This window comes from Bacteroides oleiciplenus YIT 12058, assembly GCF_000315485.1.
Lineage (GTDB): Bacteria > Bacteroidota > Bacteroidia > Bacteroidales > Bacteroidaceae > Bacteroides > Bacteroides oleiciplenus.
In genome coordinates this window covers 200,472-224,693 of record NZ_JH992942.1, presented here as the reverse complement: position 1 = coordinate 224,693, position 24,222 = coordinate 200,472, and the positions used below count along the sequence as shown (strand labels likewise).

At 45.8% G+C, this 24,222-nt stretch carries 15 protein-coding genes; 12 read left to right on the top strand and 3 right to left on the bottom strand.

Features of this window, described 5'->3' with window-relative positions; translation table 11 throughout:
* On the bottom strand, positions 1–999 hold the full coding sequence (locus tag HMPREF9447_RS14490; protein ID WP_009130482.1) for a phosphatidylinositol-specific phospholipase C: 999 nt from the start codon (positions 997–999) through the stop codon (positions 1–3).
* Positions 1,000–1,322: 323 nt separating this feature from the next.
* On the opposite strand from HMPREF9447_RS14490, the gene HMPREF9447_RS14485 reads away from it, so the two are divergent.
* Genes HMPREF9447_RS14485 through aat form a run of 3 tightly spaced genes read left to right on the top strand, consistent with a single transcriptional unit; the run spans position 1,323 to position 4,521 of the window.
* Positions 1,323–1,631, top strand: a complete 309-nt coding sequence (locus HMPREF9447_RS14485; RefSeq protein WP_009130481.1) for an ATP-dependent Clp protease adaptor ClpS — start codon at positions 1,323–1,325, stop codon at positions 1,629–1,631.
* Positions 1,632–1,646: 15 nt separating this feature from the next.
* Positions 1,647–3,875 (top strand): AAA family ATPase, encoded by a 2,229-nt coding sequence (locus tag HMPREF9447_RS14480; protein WP_009130480.1) that lies wholly within the window; start codon positions 1,647–1,649, stop codon positions 3,873–3,875.
* Positions 3,876–3,879: 4 nt separating this feature from the next.
* Positions 3,880–4,521 (top strand): leucyl/phenylalanyl-tRNA--protein transferase, encoded by a 642-nt coding sequence (aat, locus tag HMPREF9447_RS14475; protein WP_009130479.1) that lies wholly within the window; start codon positions 3,880–3,882, stop codon positions 4,519–4,521.
* On the opposite strand, the gene yaaA is transcribed toward aat, so the two are convergent.
* On the bottom strand, positions 4,518–5,282 hold the full coding sequence (gene yaaA, locus HMPREF9447_RS14470) for a peroxide stress protein YaaA (RefSeq protein ID WP_009130478.1): 765 nt from the start codon (positions 5,280–5,282) through the stop codon (positions 4,518–4,520). The two genes, aat and yaaA, sit on opposite strands and share 4 nt — an antisense overlap.
* A gap of 290 nt (positions 5,283–5,572) precedes the next feature.
* Here yaaA and recJ point away from each other — a divergent pair, with 290 nt between their 5' ends.
* Together recJ and HMPREF9447_RS14460 are read left to right on the top strand one after the other, a co-directional pair.
* Positions 5,573–7,288, top strand: a complete 1,716-nt coding sequence (recJ, locus tag HMPREF9447_RS14465; RefSeq protein WP_009130477.1) for a single-stranded-DNA-specific exonuclease RecJ — start codon at positions 5,573–5,575, stop codon at positions 7,286–7,288.
* Between the two features lie 81 nt (positions 7,289–7,369).
* Positions 7,370–9,262, top strand: coding sequence for a RecQ family ATP-dependent DNA helicase (locus HMPREF9447_RS14460; RefSeq protein WP_009130476.1), 1,893 nt, complete (start codon positions 7,370–7,372; stop codon positions 9,260–9,262).
* Positions 9,263–9,407: 145 nt separating this feature from the next.
* Here the strand turns inward: HMPREF9447_RS14460 and HMPREF9447_RS14455 are convergent, their stop codons facing one another.
* Entirely contained in the window at positions 9,408–10,205 is a 798-nt protein-coding gene (locus HMPREF9447_RS14455) for a M48 family metallopeptidase (RefSeq protein ID WP_009130474.1), read from the bottom strand.
* A gap of 186 nt (positions 10,206–10,391) precedes the next feature.
* Between HMPREF9447_RS14455 and HMPREF9447_RS14450 the strand changes: the two genes are divergently transcribed.
* The 7 genes from HMPREF9447_RS14450 to HMPREF9447_RS14420 all read left to right on the top strand — a co-directional run bounded on the left by HMPREF9447_RS14450 (position 10,392) and on the right by HMPREF9447_RS14420 (position 23,851).
* Positions 10,392–11,351, top strand: coding sequence for a tetratricopeptide repeat protein (locus HMPREF9447_RS14450; RefSeq protein WP_009130473.1), 960 nt, complete (start codon positions 10,392–10,394; stop codon positions 11,349–11,351).
* 4 nt (positions 11,352–11,355) lie between these two features.
* Positions 11,356–13,071 carry a DUF6377 domain-containing protein gene (locus tag HMPREF9447_RS14445; RefSeq protein WP_044138204.1) on the top strand — a complete coding sequence of 572 codons (1,716 nt, stop codon included), beginning with the start codon at positions 11,356–11,358 and terminating at the stop codon, positions 13,069–13,071.
* 202 nt (positions 13,072–13,273) lie between these two features.
* Positions 13,274–16,315, top strand: coding sequence for a SusC/RagA family TonB-linked outer membrane protein (locus HMPREF9447_RS14440; RefSeq protein ID WP_244267624.1), 3,042 nt, complete (start codon positions 13,274–13,276; stop codon positions 16,313–16,315).
* Between the two features lie 21 nt (positions 16,316–16,336).
* Positions 16,337–18,130 carry a RagB/SusD family nutrient uptake outer membrane protein gene (locus HMPREF9447_RS14435; RefSeq protein WP_009130470.1) on the top strand — a complete coding sequence of 598 codons (1,794 nt, stop codon included), beginning with the start codon at positions 16,337–16,339 and terminating at the stop codon, positions 18,128–18,130.
* A gap of 151 nt (positions 18,131–18,281) precedes the next feature.
* Positions 18,282–19,670: a C4-dicarboxylate transporter DcuC gene (dcuC, locus tag HMPREF9447_RS14430; RefSeq protein ID WP_009130469.1), complete on the top strand. Its 1,389-nt coding sequence runs from the start codon at positions 18,282–18,284 to the stop codon at positions 19,668–19,670.
* A gap of 12 nt (positions 19,671–19,682) precedes the next feature.
* Positions 19,683–20,828, top strand: coding sequence for a beta-aspartyl-peptidase (iadA, locus tag HMPREF9447_RS14425; RefSeq protein ID WP_009130468.1), 1,146 nt, complete (start codon positions 19,683–19,685; stop codon positions 20,826–20,828).
* A complete protein-coding gene (locus HMPREF9447_RS14420; RefSeq protein ID WP_009130467.1) occupies positions 20,825–23,851 on the top strand; it encodes a M14 family zinc carboxypeptidase in 3,027 nt (1,008 codons plus the stop codon). Before iadA ends, HMPREF9447_RS14420 begins: the two co-directional genes overlap by 4 nt.
* The last annotated feature ends 371 nt before the right edge of the window (positions 23,852–24,222 follow it).

The following is a 24,222-nucleotide window of genomic DNA, read 5'->3' as shown; positions in this document are numbered from 1 at the left end:
TCAGTCATTACTGATATTACTACTTATCAAATATTCCACTAAACGTTTTCCTCCTTGTTTATTTACAAAATCAATGAAGACAATACCACAATTCCGTTTGTTTGCTTTCTTCAAATAGTTTGCCACAGGTGCATTGACTTTATTGGCAAAGACAATAGGCGTTCCCAAAGGCAACCCGGTAGCACTTACGAAAGTGATCCCCCATCGGCGTGAAGCAACAGGTTCAGAGGACACCCTGTCGAAATTGCGAATACATACCTCTATTTTCTTCCTGGCCTCCTTATCCGATTCATATTGATATTCATCTTCGAGCAGAACATAGCCCTCCTTCCCGTCTTTGTTACGAAGAGTAAGCTGGCAAGTGGCATTATCTTTCCAATCGATACAAGCAGCTCCCGGATAATTATTCATTGCATGATCCCTATGCAAAAAAAGAATCTTTCCGCGGCACTCTTTCAATGTCAATTCCGGACGGAAGTCTGCAATGAAGTAGCTCTGATGGGCAGAAGCGCTTAAAGAAGCTGATAATAAAGAAGCATAATCCTTTAATTCCCCTCCCTCCTTTTTCAATGAAACAATCAAGGTTTCGGAAGGATGTGCCTGCAAAAAGCTTATGAAAGCGGGTAATACGTTATCCTCCCAATATATATCCTGGAAAGCATGACTATGAAATATCCCTAATTTATTATTTTTCTTCTCCAGGCGGATATCAAAAGCGCGAATGCCTTGCCGCAACTGAGCGGGAATGTCCATTGCCTGTGTTTTCAGCATGCGTCCACCCTTGGTGGTGCCACTGTCGTGCGTGCCGGGAATGGATATTTTGCACATTGGAAGTGTATCCGAAAGAGATTTCATCCATTCCTCTTTTCCTGTACCATTACTGTTCTGTATGCCTGCATTAACACTTTGCAAGTCACCGTTCCCGGCACAAGCCAGAGAATTAGATATTGATATAATCCAAGCCAACACATAAAACATTCGCAAGCACTTTCGTTCCATAGTATATTATTCTAAAGTTTTGATAAGCGCAAAAGTAAAGGGCTGGCTTTCTTTTTCTGTCCTCAATTGCGTATTTAGTTCTTCATTTTGCGTAAATATGCAACAACTATCTACCTCTTTACATATTTGCTATTTACTTTAAGCAAATTCGGTTCTTTCCCATAAAATATACCATCTAACCGAATTTATACCGAATTAGAACCGAATCTATACCGAGTTTGCATCAAACGAGTACTGAACCTATAGTGATTTTACCGGCTATATACATTTGAAGAACTTATGCAGGACAAATATGCCTCTTTTTTTATACTTTTGTCCCCATCATGGAACAGCAACAATCATCTTTCAAAGAAAAAGAACGCACAGACCTGCGCGAACCGCGGCGTTTCAAAGTGATAATCTATAACGATGACTTCACCACAATGGAGTTCGTCGTAAAGATACTTACTACCGTATTCTATAAATCAACGGCAGAAGCAGAAGCGCTAATGATGCAGGTACACAAAAGCCAATCGGCAGTGGTAGGCATCTATACATACGACATTGCACAATCGAAAGTACAGAAAGCCACCCGCATGGCACGTAGCGAAGGTTTTCCGCTCCGGCTCACCGTTGCACCGGAGGAAGAATAAAAACAGAAAAAAGATATGGACATACAAAATACAAAATATGTAAGCAGTGCATTTTCCTCTGCACAAAAAAAAGCGCTATCCTACCGGCACGAGTTCATCATGCCCGAACATTTATTGAACGCATTTCTGGAGCAACCGCCTTTTTTTAATGCCCTGCAAGAATTCTTCTGTGACGTTGAGGAACTTTCTCTCTCGTTAGAGAATTATTTCACTGAAGAGTTAGAGAGCATCCCCGAAGGTGTGGAGTATGAATTGGAAGTTTCAGCGCAACTGAATGAACTCATACAACACGCCTATCTGATGATAAACTATTCGAGTGCTGAGGAACTGAATGTCCCGCATTTGGTGCAAGGAATGCTTCAATTGAAGGAATCCTGGGCAGCACATTTCTTGAAAGAAACCATCGGAGAAGACTTACCGGAATTTCTCAGCTCACTCATTTCGCAATATGAAGAAGCAGAAGAAATGGTCTATGAGCAAACTGCCGGACAAGAAAAGAGCGAACCCTGGCGAAATTACGTGACTTGCCTGAACGACTGCCTGCAAACTCACAATCCACTCATCGGACGAGAAGCCGAACTGGAACGCACCATTCAGGTACTCTGCCGCAAAGAGAAGAATAATCCATTGCATGTAGGTGAGCCGGGTGTCGGCAAAACTGCCCTCGCCTACGGGCTGGCAGCACGCATCGAGGCAGGCAATGTTCCCGAACGCCTATCGGGTTGCCGCATCTACGAGCTGGACTTAGGAACCCTGCTGGCAGGTACGCAATACCGGGGCGACTTTGAGAAACGGCTGAAAACCATTATGGAAGGTATACGGGGTGAAGGCCATGCCATCATCTACATAGACGAAATACACAATCTGATAGGTGCCGGACGCACAGGAGACGGTTCTATGGATGCTTCCAACATGCTGAAACCTTATCTTGAAGGAGGAGAGATTCGCTTCATCGGATCCACAACCTACGAAGAGTACAATCGCTACTTCGCTCGTAGCAAAGGACTGGTACGCCGCTTCCAACAAATAGACATTCTTGAACCGAGCATCGAAGAAACCATCCATATCGTGGAAGGGCTGAAAGAAAAGTACGAAACATTTCACGGAGTGACTTACCAGCCCGACGTCATCCCTTATGCAGTCAGAGCAAGCGCCCGCTACATCAACGACCGCTTCCTACCCGACAAAGCCATCGATCTGGTGGATGAAGCGGGAGCCTATCGTGAAATACATCCTACTTCTTCCGAAGAGCAGGTAGTAGATAAAACTCTGATTACCGATGTGCTCGCCCGCGTCTGCAAAGTAGATGCACTTGCCATGAAAGAAGAAGACACCGCTTCGCTGGAAACACTGTATGCACGTATCAGCAACAGGATTTACGGGCAGGAAGAAGCCGTCCGCCAGGTAGTGGAAGCCGTACAGATGTCTAAAGCCGGATTGCTGGATGAAAACAAACCGTTGGCAAGCCTCCTCTTTGTAGGACCTACCGGAGTAGGCAAAACCGAGGTAGCCAAAGTGCTGGCTACCGAACTGGGCATCGCCCTGCAACGTTTCGACATGAGCGAATACACCGAAAAACATACCGTAGCCAAACTGATTGGTTCACCCGCCGGTTATGTAGGCTATGAAGACGGTGGCCTATTGACCGATGCCATCCGTAAAACTCCCCATTGCGTGCTATTGTTGGATGAGATAGAGAAAGCCCATCCCGATGTATTCAACATCTTGTTGCAAGTAATGGACTATGCCGTGCTTACCGACAACAAGGGACGCAAAGCCGACTGTCGCCATGTAGTGCTCATTATGACCTCAAATGCAGGTGCACAATATGCCCGCCAGGCATCCATCGGATTCAGCAGTCAGATTACAGCCGGAGAAGCTATGCTGAAACAGGTAAAGAAAACCTTCAAGCCTGAGTTTATCAACCGCCTCTCGGCTACGGTTGTATTCCACGATATGAACCGGGAGATGGCTTCGCTCATCCTCGACAAGAAACTCGGAGAACTGAGCAGCAAGCTTGCAGCACGCCAGGTAGAAATGATATTAAGTTCCGAAGCTCGTGACTGGCTATTGCAACGGGGATTCCTACCGGAATACGGTGCACGAGAGATGGACCGTGTGATAGCCTCACACCTGAAGCCGTTACTGATGCGCGAAATCCTCTTCGGCAGCTTGAAATCCGGAGGAATAGCTTGCGTACAAGTAGAGAAGGAGAACTTAAAACTACAAATCTCAACGAAATAGCAACATGGTTTTCCAACTGACTGACGAAATAGCCTTTCCCGACCCTCGTTATGGTGAATCCGACGGGCTTCTGGCAGTAGGCGGCGATCTTTCCATCGACCGCCTCATACTTGCCTACTCCAACGGTATATTCCCTTGGTATGCCTTCAAGGAAGGCACAATACAGTGGTGGTGCCCTATGAAGCGTTTCGTCATTTTCCCTGAGGAAGTACATATCTCCCACTCCATGCGCACGCTTATTAATAAAGGAGAGTATGACCTCAGCGTCAATCAGGCTTTCCACGATGTAATCCGCACCTGCGGCGAATTGAGAATGGACATGGAAGGTGCTTGGCTCGGTAAAGAAATGACAGAAGCCTACACACGCATGCACGAACAGAAGTTTGCAGCCAGCGTAGAAGTATGGAAAGAAGAACGCCTTGTAGGTGGCCTCTACGGAGTGACATTAGGACGTTGTTTCTTTGGTGAAAGCATGTTCTCACTGGTTCCCAGTGCATCAAAATTAGCGCTTATTTATCTGGCACAAATCTTCCACGAGACCGGAGGCATACTAATAGACTGCCAGTTTGAAACACCACACTTAAAGTCAATGGGAGGAAGATATATCAGCTACGAGGAATATATGGACTATTTGCGGAAAGATTAAGCCAACGTAAACTGCAAATGGCTATCCGTACTCCGGATTTCATCGAAAACGAAACCTTCCCATGCGAAGGTTTTCAAGTCCTCGAGACGTTCTATGCGATTCTTTATAATGAAACGTGTCATTTCGCCACGACACATCTTGGCATAGATAACAATCGTTTTCAGTTGACCATCTCTCCAAACCTGAAATTCGGGAGTAATGACACGGACTTCTTTTTCCACCCGCTTCCAATCAAATAAATCCTTCATCTCACCACTGGCAAGATTCACAAGTATGCCACCCTGTTGCTTGATGTCGGCTATAAACAGATCCGTCAGTAAAGGCTTCCAATAATCAAACATCGACATTTCTCCTCTCTCCGGCAAACGCACATCTCCTTCCAACCGATAAGATTTTATCCCATCCAACGGGCGGAGTAATCCGTAAAGGAAAGAGGTGATACGCAAATGATGCTGTGCATAGAGAAAATCATCTGTAGAAAAATCTTTCGGTAATATACGCTTGAAAACGGCACCGGTATATGCGCAAATGGCAGGCATCGGACGATTAGCTTCTGAGAAAAAATCCTGATAACGCAGGTAGTTCTCAGCAGCAATCTTAGAGTTCACTCGCAACAAGTGTTCCAGTTCAACGGCAGAATACTGCCCCATATCCAATGCATTCTGCAACGCTTCCGCCTGAAAATGCGGAACAGTTATTTCAGGAACCTTCACATTAGTACGTGCCGCCATTGTTTTGGCGCAAGAGATGAATATCAACATACCACGTCATTTATTAAGTTTTCGGGAAGCAAAGATAACGCAAATCGAATGCAAAACTTTCATGCTTGCATGAAAAGTTTTGCTGAGATGCCGCTTATCTTCTTTCAAAGATAACCATAAATAGGTAAATTCTGATATCCACTGTTATTTCATAAAGTTTTTCTATAGAATCCACCTCCGTTTCAAGAGTTTTTCATACCTTTACACCTTGTTGGAGAATATGGCCTTTTTCGAGAGAAAAGAATTCCATTCCGACCCCGAGACAGGAAAAAGAAAAAACAATATATAAAATGACCCACAAATGGAATTATCAACCCATTACACCCGAACAGGCAGAGACAAGCCAAAAATTAGCCCAGGAATTAGGGATTAGCCCGATTCTTGGAGGATTATTGGTGAAGCGGGGAATAACCAAGGCACAGGATGCCAAGAAGTTTTTCCGCCCGCAATTGCCCGACTTGCACGACCCATTTCTGATGAAAGACATGGATTTGGCCGTGGAACGCCTCAATAAGGCAATGGGAAAGAAAGAACGTATTCTGATTTACGGAGATTATGATGTAGATGGCACCACTGCGGTATCCCTGGTCTACAAGTTCATTCAACAGTTCTATTCGAACATTGACTATTACATCCCCGACCGCTACAACGAAGGTTATGGGGTATCCACCAAAGGAATAGACTATGCCGCAGAAAACGGCGTGGGACTAATTATCGTATTGGACTGCGGTATCAAAGCCGTGGAAGAAATAACGTATGCCAAAGAGAAAGGCATTGATTTCATCATTTGCGACCATCATGTGCCCGATGATGTACTTCCTCCTGCCGCTGCTATACTGAATGCCAAACGTTTAGACAATACGTATCCTTACGAGCATCTGTCCGGTTGTGGCGTAGGATTTAAGTTTATGCAGGCATTTGCCATTAGTAATGGTATAGAATTTCATCACCTTATTCCACTGCTCGACTTGGTTGCCGTGAGCATTGCTTCGGACATCGTACCCATCATGGGCGAAAACCGGATACTTGCTTTCCACGGTTTGAAACAATTGAACAGCAATCCCAGCGTAGGCCTGAAAGCGATTATCGACGTATGTGGACTCACGGAAAAGGATATTACTGTCAGCGACATCGTGTTTAAGATAGGGCCGCGCATCAATGCCTCAGGCCGTATACAAAACGGGAAAGAAGCTGTTGACTTACTGACTGAAAAAGATTTCTCCACAGCTTTGGAAAAGGCTAACCAAATCAACCAATACAACGAAACCCGCAAGGATCTCGACAAGAGTATGACCGAAGAAGCCAACCAGATTGTAGCTGAACTGGAGGGACTTGCCGACCGTCGTTCCATCGTATTATACAATGAAGACTGGCACAAAGGGGTCATCGGTATCGTTGCTTCCCGTCTGACGGAAATTTACTACCGCCCTGCCGTGGTACTGACACGCACGGATGATATGGCAACAGGTTCCGCCCGCTCTGTATCCGGTTTCGACGTGTACAAAGCCATCGAGTATTGCCGCGACTTGCTTGAAAACTTTGGCGGACATACATACGCTGCCGGACTTTCTATGAAAGTGGAAAACGTCACCGCCTTTACCGAACGTTTTGAAGAATTTGTATCACAGAACATTCTTCCTGAACAGACCAGTGCCCTCATCAATATTGATGCAGAGATAGACTTCAGAGACATCAATCCAAAATTTTTCAGTGACCTGAAGAAATTCAACCCCTATGGACCGGACAATCCGAAACCTATATTCTGCACCCATAACGTGTATGATTATGGAACGAGCAAGGTTGTGGGACGTGACCAAGAGCACATTAAACTGGAACTGGTGGACAATAAATCGAACAATGTAATGAATGGTATTGCCTTCGGACAAAGTTCTCATGTGCGTTTCATCAAGACTAAACGTTCATTCGACATCTGTTACTCCATCGAAGAAAACACCCACAAACGGGGAGAAGTACAGTTGCAGATAGAGGATATTAAACCCAATTAAATGAAGAATGAGGGATGAAGAATTAACTGCGATTGCACCGCATGGTAATTCTTCATTCCTCATTCTTCATTCTTCACTTCTATGTACAAGGAAATCTTAAAGCAATATTGGGGATATGATAACTTCCGCGGTATACAGGAAGATATTATCAACAGCATTGGCGAGGGTAAGGATACATTAGGATTGATGCCTACAGGTGGCGGTAAATCCATCACATTTCAGGTGCCCGCACTTGCCAAAGAGGGACTTTGCCTGGTGGTTACCCCCTTGATTTCTCTGATGAAAGACCAAGTACAGAACCTGAGGAAACGGGGTATCAAAGCACTTTCCATCTACTCCGGAATGTCCCGACAGGAAATCATCACCACTCTAGAAAACTGCATCTTCGGCAATTACAAGTTCCTGTACATATCTCCCGAACGGCTGGACACTGAAATCTTCCGTACCAAATTACGGAAGATGAATATCAGTATGATTACCGTAGACGAGAGCCACTGCATCTCGCAATGGGGGTACGACTTTCGCCCCGCCTATCTGAAAATAGCCGAAATACGCGATTTATTGCCGAACGTCCCCGTACTGGCACTTACTGCCACCGCCACGCCCGAAGTAGTGAAAGACATTCAGGAACGGCTGTGCTTCAAGAAGGAGAATGTTTTCCGTATGAGCTTCGAGCGCAAGAACCTTGCTTATATAGTTCGCAAAACGGAGAACAAGACTGGGGAATTGCTTCATATCCTGCGCCGTATGCCCGGTAGTGCCATCGTCTACGTACGCAACCGCCGCCGGACTAAAGAGATCACCGAACTCTTAATCCATGAAGACATCACCGCCGACTTTTACCATGCCGGCCTGGATGATGCTACCAAAGATGTGCGCCAGCACCGCTGGCAGAAGGGCGAAAGCCGGGTGATGGTTGCCACCAACGCTTTCGGCATGGGTATTGACAAACCGGATGTGCGCATCGTCATCCACCTTGACCTGCCGGACTCTATCGAAGCCTATTTTCAGGAAGCGGGACGTGCAGGACGTGACGGCGACAAGGCATACGCCGTTACCTTGTATGGCAAATCGGATAAGATTACCCTCCATAAACGTATTCCGGATACTTTCCCGGAGAAAGATTACATCAAACAGGTGTACGAACACTTACAATATTATTACCAGATGGCTATGGGTGATGGTCTGGGATGCGTCAGAGAGTTTAGTCTGGAAGATTTCTGCCGGAAGTTCAAGTACTTCCCTGTGCCTGCCCACAGTGCATTGAAGATTCTGACACAGGCAGGTTATCTGGAATATACTGATGAACAGGATAATGCTTCCCGCCTCTACTTCACCGTGCGCCGTGACGAACTATACAAGTTGCGGGAATTAGGAGAGGATATGGATAAGCTTATCCAAGTCGTCCTGCGCTCCTATACCGGTGTGTTTACAGACTACATTTTTATCAATGAAGATACGCTCGCTGTGCGTAGCGGGCTGACCCGACAACGGGTGTACGATATGCTGATACGCTTGTCTAAAATGCACATCATCCACTATATTCCCCACAAGAAGACACCTTATATTATATATACGCGTGAACGCATAGACATGCAGCAACTGCAAATATCACGCAGTGTATATGAAGAACGTAAAGAACGGTACGAAAACCGAATCGGAGCAATGGTAGATTATGTGACGACTGACACTATTTGTCGCAGCCGTATGCTGTTACGTTATTTCGGCGAGAAGAATGAACACAACTGCGGGATATGCGATGTTTGTCTCAGCCACCATGCAGAAGAAGTACCACAGGAGATTTCAATGGAAGAGTTACGTGATAAAGTGCTCCAACTTCTTGCGGAAGAATCAGTCACTCCGGCAAACCTCGCCGAACAAATATTGGTAGATAAAGAACTTCTGACCGAAGCTGTACACCAGCTATTGGAAGAAGGGAGGATTAGTTCTATAAATGGAATACTGCAAACCTAATAGAAAGGAACTACTTCACCACAGAGGGCACAGAGGTTATAATTATCTCTGAATAAGAAGTATAAAAACTCTGCGTCCTCTGTGGTGAAAAGATTCATAACCGTTACAGAAAGAAACAATTATTCAACAGGATTATTTCAAAAAATTACTCTGCTGCCGGTTTCTCAATACCTTCGCTGATTGCACGTTCTTCCATGCGTTTGATACGGGCATCCAAATCCGGATGGGTAGAGAACAACTGGTTCAGTTTACTACTCTTTTGTGCACCGGCTTCTTCCTGCAATTTCTTCAACTTCTGGAAAGACAAAGCCATTGCCCAGGGGTTCTTGCCATGGCTCTTCAGGAATTCATAACCATAATCGTCAGCACTGCGTTCCTGCTTTTGTGAGTAAGTGGAATTCACCAATGCCTCTCCCAGGTCACCCAACTGAGAGTCTGTCAGTTTAGCAGCCGTACCGCCTTGTGAAGAAATACCATCTTTCAGGGCAGAAGTCAGCAATGCTGTGCGGAAACCATTCTTAGAATCCTTGTGTGCCACGTGTCCAACTTCATGACCGATAACACCCAGTAACTCTTCATCCGTCATGATGTCCATAAGAGAAGAGAAGACACGCACACTACCATCTGCACAGGCAAAGGCATTGACGTCTATCACATAGTAAACCTTAAAATTCAAAGGAATTCCTTCTACATCCGTCAAGCCGTCAGTCAACTTTTTCAGGCGGATAGCATACTCATTATCATCAGCACACACCTGATTGTGAGTATCCATCCAGTCGATGTACTCTTTCACATACTCCGTCATCTGGGCATCCGTCAAAGTCACCGCTTTCACGGCTTTTGCTGCACCTTTCAGTGCTTTCACATTAAACTGAGCCATTGCAGGCATGGCCACCACCATACATACGAGAAGGAGGGTCCACTTCATAATAGTCTTTTTCATTCTTGTGTTTTTAAAAGATGATTATTTAATTTGATAAATGCGGCGCAAAAGAACAAATTTTAAATGATACCATCAACATATTAGGGAATGTTTTTCTCTTTTTCGGTGGAGTTCTTGGTATGAAGACAAGATTTTTATGTAAGTTTGCAAAAGAATAGAAACAAAATATCAAAGACATACATAATTATGGGATTCTTTAAATCTTTCTTCTCCGGTAAACAAGACAAACCGGAAACTGAAAAACAGAAAAACGAGCAGAAGAACTTTGAAATATTCAAGTATGACGGCATGCGTGCACAGCGCATGGGACGCCCGGACTACGCCATCAAATGCTTCACCGAAGCCTTGGCAATCCAGGATGATTTTGAGACCATGAGCTATCTCAGTCAGGTTTACATCCAGACAAATGCCCTCAGTGAAGCACATGAGCTTTTGGAACGTATGGCAAAGCTGGAACCGGAACATACTTCCACTTTCCTCACCCTTGCCAATGTATGCTACCTGCAAGAAGATTATCAGGCTATGGCCGAAGCCGCACAGAAAGCCATTGAAATTGAAGAGGGCAATGCCATGGCGCACTACCTTCTGGGAAGGGCCAAACAGGGAATGGATGACGGCATTATGAGTATCGCCCACCTCACCAAAGCCATCGTTCTGAAAGATGATTTCACCGAAGCCCGCCTTTTACGTGCTGAAGCTCTAACTAAGATGAAGCAGTACAATGAAGCCATGGAGGACATTGACGCCATATTGGCACAAGATGCAGATGACGAAAACGCCCTCTTGCTACGCGGAAAAATAAAAGAAGCCACCGGTGATGCAGAGGCAGCAGAAGCCGATTATTCTCACGTAACCGAACTGAATCCTTTCAATGAGCAAGGTTTCCTCTATCTGGGACAGCTTTACATCGAGCAAAAAAAACTTCCGGAAGCCATCGCACTTTTTGATGAAGCCATAGAGCTGAATCCTAACTTTGCGCAGGCCTACCACGAACGCGGCCGTGCCAAGCTATTGAATGGTGATAAGGATGGTTCGGTTGAAGATACAAAGATAGCATTGGAACTAAATCCGAAAGAAGTACAAGCCTTCAATGGACAATATGGTAACCAGCCTAACGAAAGACAGTCGAATGTATTAGGACTATAGCGCCATGAAAAGCGTCCTCTCCATACTCGTATTTTGTTTTCTTTTTCCAGCAATGGCATCTGCCGATAATTTCAAACGCAGTTTTGAAGAAAACAAAAAACTTCTTTACTCCCTGGATAGCCTGTTAGCCCATCAGGATTTCTTTGTGAAAGTAAAAGAGGAACGCATCATGCAGTTGAAGAAACAACGTAACCAGGTAAAAGATGTGAAGGAGCTCTATGCAATGAATCGAATGATTTATTTAGAGTACCGGGTATATGATGCGGATTCAGCTTTGCACTACATCAATAAAAACATACGGCTGGCACGGCAAACCAATAACCGCACCTGGGAAGTGGTATCTTTGCTCGAACAATCTTTCGTCCTTACATCTTCCGGACTTCTGACCGAAGCGCTGAAAGCCGTAAGCGATATCCGTTCGGAAGAATTGCCTCAGAATCTCCGTTCTGAGTATTTTGGTCGTTTGTGTACGCTCTATTCCCGCCTAAGGGACTATTCCGGTGAAAACTCCCATTTATCGGAACACTACAATAATCTCCAAAAGATTTATCGGGACTCAGTACTCAACACTGCTACTCCCGATGAATTGCGCTACTGGAACACTCGGGCGTGGCTCTACCTTGGAAGTCCTGAGATAGCTCCCGTAAAACAAGCACTGGAGCATAACAAACGGATACTGCCCAATGATAGCCGTAAATATTCCATCGCTACTTATAACCTGTCCGCCATCTACCGGAGTGAGAATGATGAAAGTAAATATCTGGAAAATCTGATTCTCTCCGCTATGGCAGATATCCGGTGTGTCAACGGGGATATAGGCTCGTTGCAGGAAATAGCGGAATACTTGTTTAGGCACGGGAAAATAGACCGTGCATACAACTATATTGCCTACTGTTCCCAGAAAGCCATGTTTTTCCACAACCGGGTGCGGATAATCAAAATGTCTCATTTGCAAAATCAAATCTATAAAGCCTATCAGGAACGGGACCGCACACAGCAAAAGCGGCTCCAGGCTTCCCTCATCGCCGTTAGTTTACTTTTCCTTGTACTTATAGGTGCCTTTTTGTTCATCCGTAAGCAAATGCGCCGACTGAAAGAAACCAATATGAGGTTGGACAATACTAACCAGAAGCTCTCAGTCAATATGGATGCCCTCTCCACTGCCCATCAATGCCTCGAAGCGGCAAACAACCAGTTGAAAGACCTGAATACCCAATTAAAAGAAGTAAACTCCCAATTACGGGAATCCAATTACGTAAAAGAGGAATACATCGGGTATGTATTCAACATCTGTTCCACTTACATCAGCAAATTGGAAGAATTCCGCAAAAACATCAACCGGAAACTTAAGGTAGGCCAGATAGAAGATGTCAAGACAATGACCGATCCTTCAACCATGGCCTCCAATGAATTGAAAGAATTCTATCAGCACTTCGATACTATCTTCCTCCACCTCTACCCCAATTTCGTAGAAGACTTCAATGCCTTGCTTCTGCCCGAAGAACGGATTGAATTGAAAGAAGGTGAATTGCTGAATACGGAACTGCGCATACATGCATTGATAAGACTCGGCATTACGGACAGCGTGAAAATAGCAGACTTCCTTCATTGCTCTGCACAAACTGTTTATAACAACCGACTTCGCACTCGCAACAAATCCATCGTCCCGAAAGAAGATTTCATTAATGCTGTGAAAAAGCTCGGAAAACACAAAGCCTAATCCCTACTTTCCACTACCGTTCAGGATTGGAGAGTTTACTTCCGACTCTCTTATTCCACACCAACCACCACTAATAATCAATCACTTACCGCTTTTAACAGTTTACTTTGCCTGTTTACCTTGCGAAGTAAGCAACTACTATTGCACATATCTTTGCCACAGAGATTCAAACTAAAAACTTATGTTAACTATTAGATTAATCATGAAGAACAAAAGAAAAGAAAAACGCTCATGCAGACTCATTTTTGCCTGCTGCGCTTTGTTACTGTTCATTTCGGCAAATGTATTTGCACAACAGCAAGTCACAGTTACCGGAAACGTGAAAGATGAAAAGGGTGAACCCATCATCGGAGCTAACGTCATTGTGAAGGGCACAGGTACAGGAAGTGTCAGCAATGTAGACGGGGATTTCTCATTAGTCAATGTGCCCAACGGGGCTACACTCGAAATCTCCTTTATCGGCTATCTGAACCAAGATGTAAAAGTCAACGGAACCAAACCTATCAGCATCATTTTAGAGGAAGACACCAAAATGCTGGATGAAGTGGTGGTAGTGGGATATGGTGTACAACGCAAGTCGGACATGACAGGTGCGGTTGCCTCCGTAAATGCCAAAACATTAGAGAACCGCCCGCAGACCAACATTATTCAATCTTTACAAGGAGCCGTACCGGGTCTGAATATTTCAGTGACCGGAACCAATGCGGAAGGTTCTTCCACTAAAACCCGTATTCGTGGCGAGAACTCAATCACAGCAGACAACAAGCCGTTGATTATTCTGGATGGTATTCCTTTCGATGGTCCCTGGTCGGAAATCAATCCGAATGATATTGAGTCTATCGAAGTGCTGAAAGATGCTTCCTCGGCTGCCATTTATGGTGCCCGCGGTTCGAATGGTGTAATTCTAATTACCTCCAAAAGGGGTGAGAAAGGAAAATTAGTCGTATCTTATGATACATACGTCACCATTGATGACCCAATAAACTTTCCCCGCCTCATGAATGGCGCCGAGTTCTGGAAATACAAGACAGAAGCTTTGCGAAATGCCAATACCACTCCTCCGACAGAAAGTAATCCGGAACCGTGGATGGGCTCTATGACTGCTACTGAACTACGTATGCATGAGGCTGGAATGGATACAGACTGGTTGGACCTTGCAACCCGCACCGGCTTCAAGCAGCAGCATAACATCTCGCTCCGTGGCGGAGTGAACAAAACGAATTATTTTGTTTCGTTGAACTATACGGACGTAAAGGGTACGGCTGTAGGCAATCAATTCAAACGGTATAATATCCGCTTCAATCTGGATCAGGAGTTTACTTCCTGGTTTAAATTCTCCACCAGTACACAATTGGGCCGTTACGACCGTAGCGGCAGTAGTGCCTCCTTCTCCAGAGCTTTCCGGATGAACCCGTTGGCAGAAGCCTATGACGCAGAAGGTAATATTCGTTCTGCTGCTTGGGAAGACTCCAGCGAAGCTTTCTCTGTAAACCCGTTGAGCAGCCTCAACAACAAAAGCAATGACATACGTTCCAAAGTCATCACTAACAACGTCATTGAAATTAAACTGCCGTTTGTTCCGGGATTAAGCTACAAACTGAACACAGGTTATACCTATCAGAACAGCAGTTGGAAACAATATCAGGGAATGGATACTTACTACGGCGCACGTTCCAACGGTATTCTGAACACCGACGACTGGCATTCACAAGAGTGGATTCTGGAAAATATCATCACCTATACCCGCGAATTCGGTAAACACCGCATCTTCTTCACCGGATTATATTCCGCTCAAAGTTATGAGAAAGAGGGTAACGGCATGGAAGGAAAAGATTTCCCAAACGACGTGATGTATTATTATCAGATTTCCAAAGCAGCCACCATGTCCGGTAGTTCCAGCTATACCAAGCAGAACCACATTTCACAGATGGCGCGTCTGAATTACTCATACGACAGCCGCTATCTGCTGACGCTGACTGCACGCCGTGACGGTTACTCTGCATTCGGCAGCAAATCCAAGTTCGGTGTATTTCCTTCTATGGCTATCGGCTGGAATATATCTAACGAACATTTCTTCCAGGCAAGCCCGTTGGCAAAAGTCGTAAGCAACCTGAAATATCGTCTGTCATGGGGTAAGAACGGTAACGAAGCAGTGGGTGCCTACACTACCTTACCCGAACTTTCAACTTTCAATTATCTGAAAGATGACCACACACCGAGCTACGGTTTCTACCCTTCCAAACTGGCTTCTCCTTCATTAGGATGGGAAACAACACAGTCCGTCAATACCGGCATTGACTTCCAATTGTGGAGTGGTCGTATTCAGGGAACATTTGATATGTACTGGTCAAAGACAAACGACCTGTTGCTGAACCGTTCCATTCCTACCATTAACGGAACTGGCAACATCACCGAAAATATCGGTGAGACTCAGAACCGCGGTTTGGAGCTGCAAATCACATCAAACAATATCACCAAGAAGAATTTTGAATGGTCCACTACTTTCAACCTGTCACACTATAAAACAAAGATTGTGAACGTAGGTCTCTATGATGCTGACGGCAAACCGATGGATGATGTCGGTTCCAGATGGTTCATCGGCCAACCTATCAGTGTGAACTACGACTACCGCTTCATCGGCATCTGGCAGATTACCGACCCTGCAAACCCCAACGGCCAGCAAGATTCTAACTATCGCTACTCCATCCCCGGATACATGAAGTATCACGATAAGGATGGTGTGAACGACATCACCCCGGCAGACAAGGAAATCATCGGTTCGGCTATCCCTAAAGTAACGATGGGGCTGACAAATACTTTCCGTTACAAGAATGTAAGTCTGAGCGTATTCCTGAATGCACAATTGGGACAGACTGCCAACAACTGGCTCTACGATGTGTCTCACAACTCTTACCGTCAGAACCGCTTGATGGTAGACTTCTGGACGCCAGAAAATCCGACCAACAAGTATCCGAAGAATTCCCTGGATACTTCTGTAAATCCGATGGGTGCAGGCTTCTACGAAAAGACCGACTTCCTCCGGGTACAGGACATCACTCTGGGATACCGCATTCCCCAGCGTTGGTTAAAGAAGATTTCCCTGAACCGCCTCGAAGTGTACATGAACATCAAGAACCTGGCAACCTGGACAAGCTGGACCGGTCTGGATCCGGAATTCATCAGTGACCAACAGTCCACGCCGCAGGTGCGTTCATTCACATTCGGTCTGAAACTTGATTTATAAACCGCTAAAAAAGAGAAAAGTATGAAAAAGCTAAAATATACACTGATAGCACTGTTTGTGCTCTGCACCACCGGATGCAACGAAACCAGTTTCCTGGAGGAAGACCCACGTGCTTCACTCTATCCCGAAAACTTGTTAGTAGATTACAGCGGATTCCAGTCCATGGTAATCACTCTCAACGGAATGATGCGCAACGAATACCGCCGCGCCGATGCGCTGGGTGGTGGTCTACCACTCGTACTACACTCAGCATGGGGTTGCGGTGTCGACAACTCATGGAGCAACAACTCACACAGCGACTTTAAGTATATGTACTATCCGTCTCAAATCAACCAGACTGATTTACAGATATTCCAGAACATTTTCCAATGGTGCTACCGTCTCATCAACACCGCCAACATGGTGATTTCGCGTGCTGAAGGCAGCGGCATCGACTGGAAAGGAACAGAATCAGAAGCTGCCGCCCATAAAAATAAGATTATAGCACAAGCCCGCTTCTTCCGCGCATGGGCCTATCGCCACCTGACTTATTCATACGGTGCCGTGCCTCTGTCAACCGAAGAGATTACAGGCATGAACTATCGTAACGACTGGGAACGCAACTCCGTAGAATCGATTCGCGAAGTAATGGAACAGGATTTCATATTCGCAATGAACAACCTGCCGCTCCGCGAAGAGAACAACAGCAAAATTTCGGGAGCCGTAGCACGTCACTATCTGGGCGAATTATATCTGGCTATGGACCAGCCGGGTAAAGCTGCCGAAGTATTGAAGCCACTGGTAGAAGGTACGGAATACAGCCTGATGACTACCCGCTTCGGCAAGAACGCCTCCAATCCCGGTTGCCCGTTCATCGATGTATTCCGCACGCCGATGTATGCGGACGGAAATACGGAAGTACTGTATGCCTTTGTTAATACAGAACCGGAAAACAGTGCTTTCGGTACGGCTGAAGTATATATGAAGAGTACTTATAAGAACTATTATTCCAATGATGGCGTCATCAACAAGAGCAATATGAAAGACCCTGACTATACGAGCGGTACAGCCACCTGGCCTCAGGTATTCTGGATAAACAACGGTGGTAAAGGTGCCGGACGTTGCGTGCCTTCACGGGGTGCTTTCCGCCTCTATAACTACAAAGACCAGGGCACAAAGGATGACCGCGTATCCGATTACGCAGTGGTATGGACCATCAACGAAAAAGGTGCTGATGGCAAAGTCACGGAATATCTGAATAACGGGAAAATGGTAGTAGATACCATCGTAAGCGCAGCCATGCTGGATGACAACAAGACCACTATTAAGAAGTACAACTGGCCTACCACCCGCAAATGGGACTACGTAGCACCATTGATGGCGAACGGTGACAAAGACGGATGCTATCAGGACATCGTTTACCTCCGTCTGGCAGACACCTACCTGCTTTATGCGGAAGCTCTGCTGAAAAACAATCAGGCAGGCGAAGCCATCAAGTGGATTAATAAAGTACGTAACCGCTCCAACGCAGTCAGTATCACGGAAGCCGAACTAACCGCAGGAGGACTCGACTTCATTCTGGACGAACGTAGCCGCGAACTCCTTTCGGAAGAAGAACGCCGCCATACCCTGATTCGCGTGAGCCAGGAAAAAGGCGGAGATGAACGCGACGTGAATAATTACTTCAAACGCCGTATGCGCCAGTTGAATGAGATTGCCGGACGTGATGCACGAGGCATGAATACGTACGAAACTCCGGTACTCTTCCCGATTCCACAAGAGTTCATAGACTCTAATACTGGTCGTCAACTGGAGAATAATCCGGGATATCTATAAAAGAACAGCACACAGATGAAACGGATGTAAACGGACTGATACCGATATACATAAAACTGATAATAACTCTCAAAGTAAAATCCGTTGTAGTCCGTTTCATCGTGTGCATGTTTACTCCAGCTCTATTTATAAACTTAGAACCCATCAAGATATGTCAGTCATAGCCTTCCTACTCTGTATTGTAGTGACCACTTTCACTGCCATTTACCTCTACCGGAAACTCAATCCGCAAGGAGTATTGATGTTGGCCGGACTCATAATGCTGACATTTGCCCTTGTGCTCAACATCCAACCGGTTATTCCGATCAAGCCTACCGGCAGCATTGTTTTCGACTTGGTGAAGGTAGTGGAGGAAACATTTATCAGCAACCTCTCCCGCGCAGGACTGATGATTATGACTATCGGCGGTTATGTAGCCTTTATGAACCACATACAAGCCACCAATGCCCTGGTGCATATTTCCATGAAACCACTTGGCTTCTTCCGCCGTTACCCCTATCTGGCAGCCACTGTCACCATTCCTATCGGCCAACTACTATTTATTACAACACCTTCAGCAGCGGGTTTAGGACTGTTACTTGTCGCATCCGTCTATCCCGTTCTTATCGGACTGGGAGTGAGCCGACTGACAGCACTATCTGTCATAGCCGCCGCAACGCTTTTCGATCAAGGCCCCGGTTCAGCAAACACAGCCCTTGCCGCCGAGCTTATCGAGCAGACCAATGTAGCTTATTTCATTACCCATCAGTTGCCGTTGGTTCTCCCTACTACCTTGGTAGTCATGACACTATTTTATTTCAACAATAGGTATTTCGATAAAAAAGAAGCTGCCAGGCAGCATACGGAACAAAGCGAAAAGGCAGAGACTCCGCAAACTTCCGCCAAACCGGATATTCCATTGATATTCGCTTTACTTCCCGTACTTCCACTGGCACTTCTCATTCTTTTTTCACCTTATGTAGGTTTGTTCCAACCGCCCATCACGCTCAATACAACTACAGCAATGATGTTCTCTCTTTTCACCTCGCTCCTATTCGTAGGTTGCCACACACGCAATATACGGAAAACGTTCGATGCTTTCTCCAGCTTCTGGAAGGGAATGGGAAATGTCTTTGCGAGTGTGGTGACGTTGATTGTGGCATCCGAGATCTTCTCAAAAGGACTTATCAGTCTCGGATTTATCGACTCACTGGTCAATTATTCCACACATATAGGCCTTTCGGGCATCGCCATCGCGGCAGTCTTCGCCTTGATCATTTTCTGTGCAGCTATGCTGATGGGAAGCGGGAATGCAGCTTTCTTCTCTTTCGGTCCCCTTCTACCCGGCATTGCCGGACAACTGGGCATGCCAGCCTATTCCCTCATACTCCCATTGCAACTATCCGCCAGCATGGGACGTGCAGCGTCACCTATAGCGGGAATCATTGTCGCCATTGCCGGTGTGGCGGGTGTATCGCCCATTGAACTGGCAAAGAGAAACACCTTGCCCCTCATAGGCAGCATCCTATTTCTGATAGTTTATCATTTCATTACACTATAAAACTTCATAACCATGTTTACACTGATAAAAAATGCAAATCTGTACGCTCCCGAACCTCTCGGCATGAACGACATTCTGCTGGCGGACGACAAGATTGCTCTCATAGACCGGAAAATAGACTTGACAGGCATCCCTTTTGAAACCATAGATGCCGTAGGATGCGCCGTCACCCCCGGCTTTATTGATCAACACGTTCACATCACCGGAGGAGGAGGGCAGACAGGATATGCTTCATTAGTCCCCGACGTATCCGTGAGTGAACTGGTGGCTTGCGGAACAACCACTGTATTGGGACTGCTCGGCACAGATGGCTTCGTAAAGGAACTGACAACCTTATATGCCAAAACGAAAGCCTTGGAAGGTGACGGGCTCAGTGCCTATATGCTTACCAGTTTCTACGGCTTACCCGCAAAAACATTGATGTCTTGTGTAGCCGACGACCTTATATTCATTGATAAAGTGGTCGGTTGCAAACTGGCTATGAGCGACGACCGCAGTGCCTTTCCTACCGAGTTGGAAATATTGCGTCTCATCAACCAGGTACGCCTCGGCGGTTTTACTTCCGGCAAAGGAGGTGTCCTTCACATCCATCTCGGAGCATTGCCCGAAGGCATTACACCGTTACTAAATATTGCGCGCCATTATCCCACACTCATTTCATACCTCTCACCTACCCATCTGATACGCACAGAGGCATTATTCCACCAAGCCATTGAATTTGCCTGCATGGGAGGTATGATAGACTTTTCTACCGGAGGAACCAAGTTCGATGCTCCCCACCGTTGCGTCATGAAGGCTCTTGAAGCCCATGTGCCACTGGACCGCATTACATTCTCCAGTGACGGACGCGGAGGGGTACGCCGGGTAAATCCTGAAACGGGAGAGACTACTTACCGTCCCGCTCCCCTGCACCTCAACTTACAAGAAATGACATTACTGGTAAAAGAAAGACTGCTACCTCTGGAAAAGGCTCTTACTCTCATCACCAGCAATCCGGCACATAATCTCAAGCTACACACCAAAGGTAGAATAGCCGTCGGTTTTGATGCAGACCTCTGCTTTCTTGACAATGAACTGTGCCTGACGGATGTCATAGCACGTGGAAAGGTGGCAATGAAGAATAAGAAAGTCATAATGAAAGGGAGGTACGAAGAATGAAAAAGTTACTTCTACTTCTCAGTATCATTTTTCTTTGCACCGGACTTTATGCAATGCCCGTCGTTTCCTCCGGCGAGGGCATGTTCACCTACAAAGGCTATCCGCCCTTTGCCGACCGTCCGGTAGATGTCCATTATTACATCCCCACTTCCGGTGATGTACGCCACATGCCTGTCGTCTTTGTATTCGAAGGGGCAGACCGAGGCTACAAATATCTGCTCAAAGCCTGGAAACGGGAAGCAGAGAAACATAAATTCATGGTTTTCATCCCCCATTTCGACCTGAAAGAATATCCTCTGCACGATTATCAGGAAGTTGGTGTAATCGACAATAGTAATAATACTGTGCGTCCTGTTGAAGAGCAGACTCCCGCCCTGATTGATAAGATATTCGAGTACGTCCGCCAACATTCGGGAAGCCAACGGAAAGGTTATATGATTTACGGCCATTCGGCCGGAGGGCAGTTTGTGCAACGCTTTATGCTCTTCTATGATAGCCCATATGTGGAGAAGGCAGTTATCGGCAGCCCTGGCTGGTACACTTTTCCTGATGTTTCGCTAAACTTTCCTTATGGAGTGCGCAATATCCCTTATATCACCCCCGAAGCAATCCAAAAGTATCTTGCCAAGCCGGTTATTCTCCAATTGGCTACAGGTGATACCATCCGGGAATCTTATCTACGTAAAACTCCCGAAGCAGAAGCACAAGGCCGTAACCGCTACGAGCGCGGCAATCGGTTTTATCAATATATCCATCAGGTAGCTGCCGAAAAGAACTGGCCCTGCAACTGGCAGAAAATAGAAGAGCAAGGCATAGGACACCATTCCACCGATATGGGCGAACGTGCCGTTCCGGTTATGATGGAAGATTCTCTGCGGGCGCTGTTTATTGGAAACAGCTATACACAGTACAATCATTTAGTCCGTCAGGTGCAAACCCTTGCTGCTTCCACCGGACACAAACTCTCCGTAAAGCTGATAGAACATGGAGGCTGGACACTAAAGAAACATGCCGCCAACCCTGAGACCCTTGAAGCCATCCGTGAGGGAAACTGGGACTTTGTAGTATTGCAAGACCAAAGTAAGGCACCCGCCCGTGAAAAAGATTGGGTACGGGAGAATGTATACAAACCAGCCCAATCTCTCGACAGTCTGCGCCGTCTTTATAATCCTAAAGGAAAAACCATCTTTTATATGACCTGGGGGCATAACATCGACACGTATGCCGAAATGCAACAACGCCTTGCTGAAAGTTATCTGGAGATGACCCGCCAGTTAAATGCCTGGTGTGCCCCCGTAGGCGTTGCCTGGAAGCGTATCCGCACGGAGAAGCCCAGCCTCACACTCTATAATTCCGACCATAGCCATCCGTCTGTGCAAGGTTCTTATCTTGCCGCTAATATATTCTGTTCAGTCTTTTTCCAAAAAACCTATACAAGCAGCTATCATGCAGGGCTGCCGCAGAAAGAGGCTCTCTATCTGCAACGGACAGCACAGGAAACGGTTCTTAGTAACCTTTCCCTATGGAATATTCAGCCTTCGCCACAGCCGGAAGCCGTGACTTCCCATTTCTATCCGGAACCTGAAAAGGAGTACACTACCCCCACTCTCAGTAAACCGATCGAAGAAGGCCTTGCTTCCTTATTCGAAATAAACTGCTACCTACAGGCATTAACAGATAAACATCCGGACAAAGTAACCTTGTCCGAAATCGGGACTACTCCACAAGGCAGGAAAATTCCTGTTCTTTATTTCGGTAAACAGGGAAAAGGTAAAAATATACGGGTATGGATACAGGCAGGATTACATGGTAACGAACCTGCCGGCCCCGAGGCCACCTGCCTACTTGCCGATTACCTTCTCAATACCTCAGAAGGCAATGCCCTTTTGAATAAAGTATCTCTTGCACTGATTCCCATAGCCAACATGGATGGCTATGCATTGCAAAGTCGTAAATCAGGCAGTGGTCTTGACCTGAATCGGGATCAAAGTAAACTCTCCGATCCGGTAACCCTTTTGCTCAAGAAAGCATATAAAGACTGGAATCCCGATATTGCTCTGGATATTCACGAGTTTACCCCCTTCCGCAAGGAATTCAAGCTGTTGCGTGGAAGTGCATCTGCCACTGCCAGTGACGTATTGTTTCTGCCCAGCGGCCATCTGAATATCTCTACTGGCATACGCCAATTATCCAACGGATTGTTCCGTGAAAAAGCAGTGAGAGCATTGGAAGCCAACGGTTATAGCTCCGGTTTCTACTTTACTCCAAGCATAAAGAACGATAGTTTATATGCAGCAAAAGATGCCAAAAGTCCACAATCCAGTTCTACATTTCAGGGACTTACCAATGCCGTATCTCTGTTTATAGAAATTCGCGGTATAGGGTTGGGAAGAACTTCTTTCGCCCGCCGTGCCGAATGTGGTTTCCTGGTATCCCGCAGCATTCTGGAAACAGCAACAGTTCATTTCAAAGAAGTAAGAAATACCATACAAAAAGCTATTAAAGAGACTCGTGCCGGAAAGGAGGATATATATGTCACTTTTCAGCCTACCCGGACAGAATTTCCTATTTCATTTATTGATCTTAATAAAAATGAGTATTTTACAGAAACCATCCCTACCTTCGATGCACTTCAACTAAAAGCGGATTTAGTACGCAAACGCCCTAAAGCCTACATTCTGCCGGATACCTGCATTGTGCAAGCAGAAAAGTTGCGCGCTCTGGGACTTGAAGTAGAACAGGCCCCAAAGGCATTCACCACTACCGTAGAAAAGTATATTGTTACCGAATACAAGAAAGCGAAGAAGGAATGGGAGAAGAGTTTTCCGGTCACCGTATCTACCCGGGTAATAAAGGAAAAGAAATGTTTCCCGGCAGGTTGTTTCATCATTCGGCTCTCCCAAAAGAATGCAAACCTTGCCGTAACTCTTTTAGAGCCGGAGTCTATGAATGGTTTTGTTAACTTCAATGTAATCCATACGGGATCGGGAGAAGAATTGCCGATATATAGAAAGGGATTTTGAATAAAATGATGATTCATATAGAACACAAATTGTTTTAGTTTATAATATCCGGAAACTGATAAATGCAGAGCTTGTAATCGTCAATTTATTCCCAAAGCTTATTGAACGCATTCAGAAAGCTTTGGGAACACGTTCGGAAAGCTTTCTGAATGCGTTCAATAAGCTGGAAGTATACCTCCGCCTATGATGAACATCATTTGCTCCAAGTATATGCAGATAATGAACAAAACAAGCACTAATTGCGCAACTCAAGGCTGCAAACCTTTAATTTTATAGCCCGGAACTATACAATACAGCTACTTTATCACCCTATCACTCTTTTATTCCCTATCCGCACAACAATAAATTAGCTCCTCCAACAGATTAAAACT

What these genes read in the sequence shown, in the direction of transcription:
- HMPREF9447_RS14440 (WP_244267624.1), top strand. Translation starts at nt 13,274, where the DNA reads ATGAAGAACAAAAGAAAAGAAAAACGCTCATGCAGACTCATTTTTGCC.
- dcuC (WP_009130469.1), top strand. Translation starts at nt 18,282, where the DNA reads ATGTCAGTCATAGCCTTCCTACTCTGTATTGTAGTGACCACTTTCACT.
- iadA (WP_009130468.1), top strand. Translation starts at nt 19,683, where the DNA reads ATGTTTACACTGATAAAAAATGCAAATCTGTACGCTCCCGAACCTCTC.
- HMPREF9447_RS14420 (WP_009130467.1), top strand. Translation starts at nt 20,825, where the DNA reads ATGAAAAAGTTACTTCTACTTCTCAGTATCATTTTTCTTTGCACCGGA.
- HMPREF9447_RS14450 (WP_009130473.1), top strand. Translation starts at nt 10,392, where the DNA reads ATGGGATTCTTTAAATCTTTCTTCTCCGGTAAACAAGACAAACCGGAA.
- yaaA (WP_009130478.1), bottom strand. Translation starts at nt 5,282, where the DNA reads ATGTTGATATTCATCTCTTGCGCCAAAACAATGGCGGCACGTACTAAT.
- HMPREF9447_RS14480 (WP_009130480.1), top strand. Translation starts at nt 1,647, where the DNA reads ATGGACATACAAAATACAAAATATGTAAGCAGTGCATTTTCCTCTGCA.
- aat (WP_009130479.1), top strand. Translation starts at nt 3,880, where the DNA reads ATGGTTTTCCAACTGACTGACGAAATAGCCTTTCCCGACCCTCGTTAT.
- HMPREF9447_RS14455 (WP_009130474.1), bottom strand. Translation starts at nt 10,205, where the DNA reads ATGAAAAAGACTATTATGAAGTGGACCCTCCTTCTCGTATGTATGGTG.
- HMPREF9447_RS14435 (WP_009130470.1), top strand. Translation starts at nt 16,337, where the DNA reads ATGAAAAAGCTAAAATATACACTGATAGCACTGTTTGTGCTCTGCACC.
- HMPREF9447_RS14445 (WP_044138204.1), top strand. Translation starts at nt 11,356, where the DNA reads ATGAAAAGCGTCCTCTCCATACTCGTATTTTGTTTTCTTTTTCCAGCA.
- recJ (WP_009130477.1), top strand. Translation starts at nt 5,573, where the DNA reads ATGACCCACAAATGGAATTATCAACCCATTACACCCGAACAGGCAGAG.
- HMPREF9447_RS14485 (WP_009130481.1), top strand. Translation starts at nt 1,323, where the DNA reads ATGGAACAGCAACAATCATCTTTCAAAGAAAAAGAACGCACAGACCTG.
- HMPREF9447_RS14490 (WP_009130482.1), bottom strand. Translation starts at nt 999, where the DNA reads ATGGAACGAAAGTGCTTGCGAATGTTTTATGTGTTGGCTTGGATTATA.
- HMPREF9447_RS14460 (WP_009130476.1), top strand. Translation starts at nt 7,370, where the DNA reads ATGTACAAGGAAATCTTAAAGCAATATTGGGGATATGATAACTTCCGC.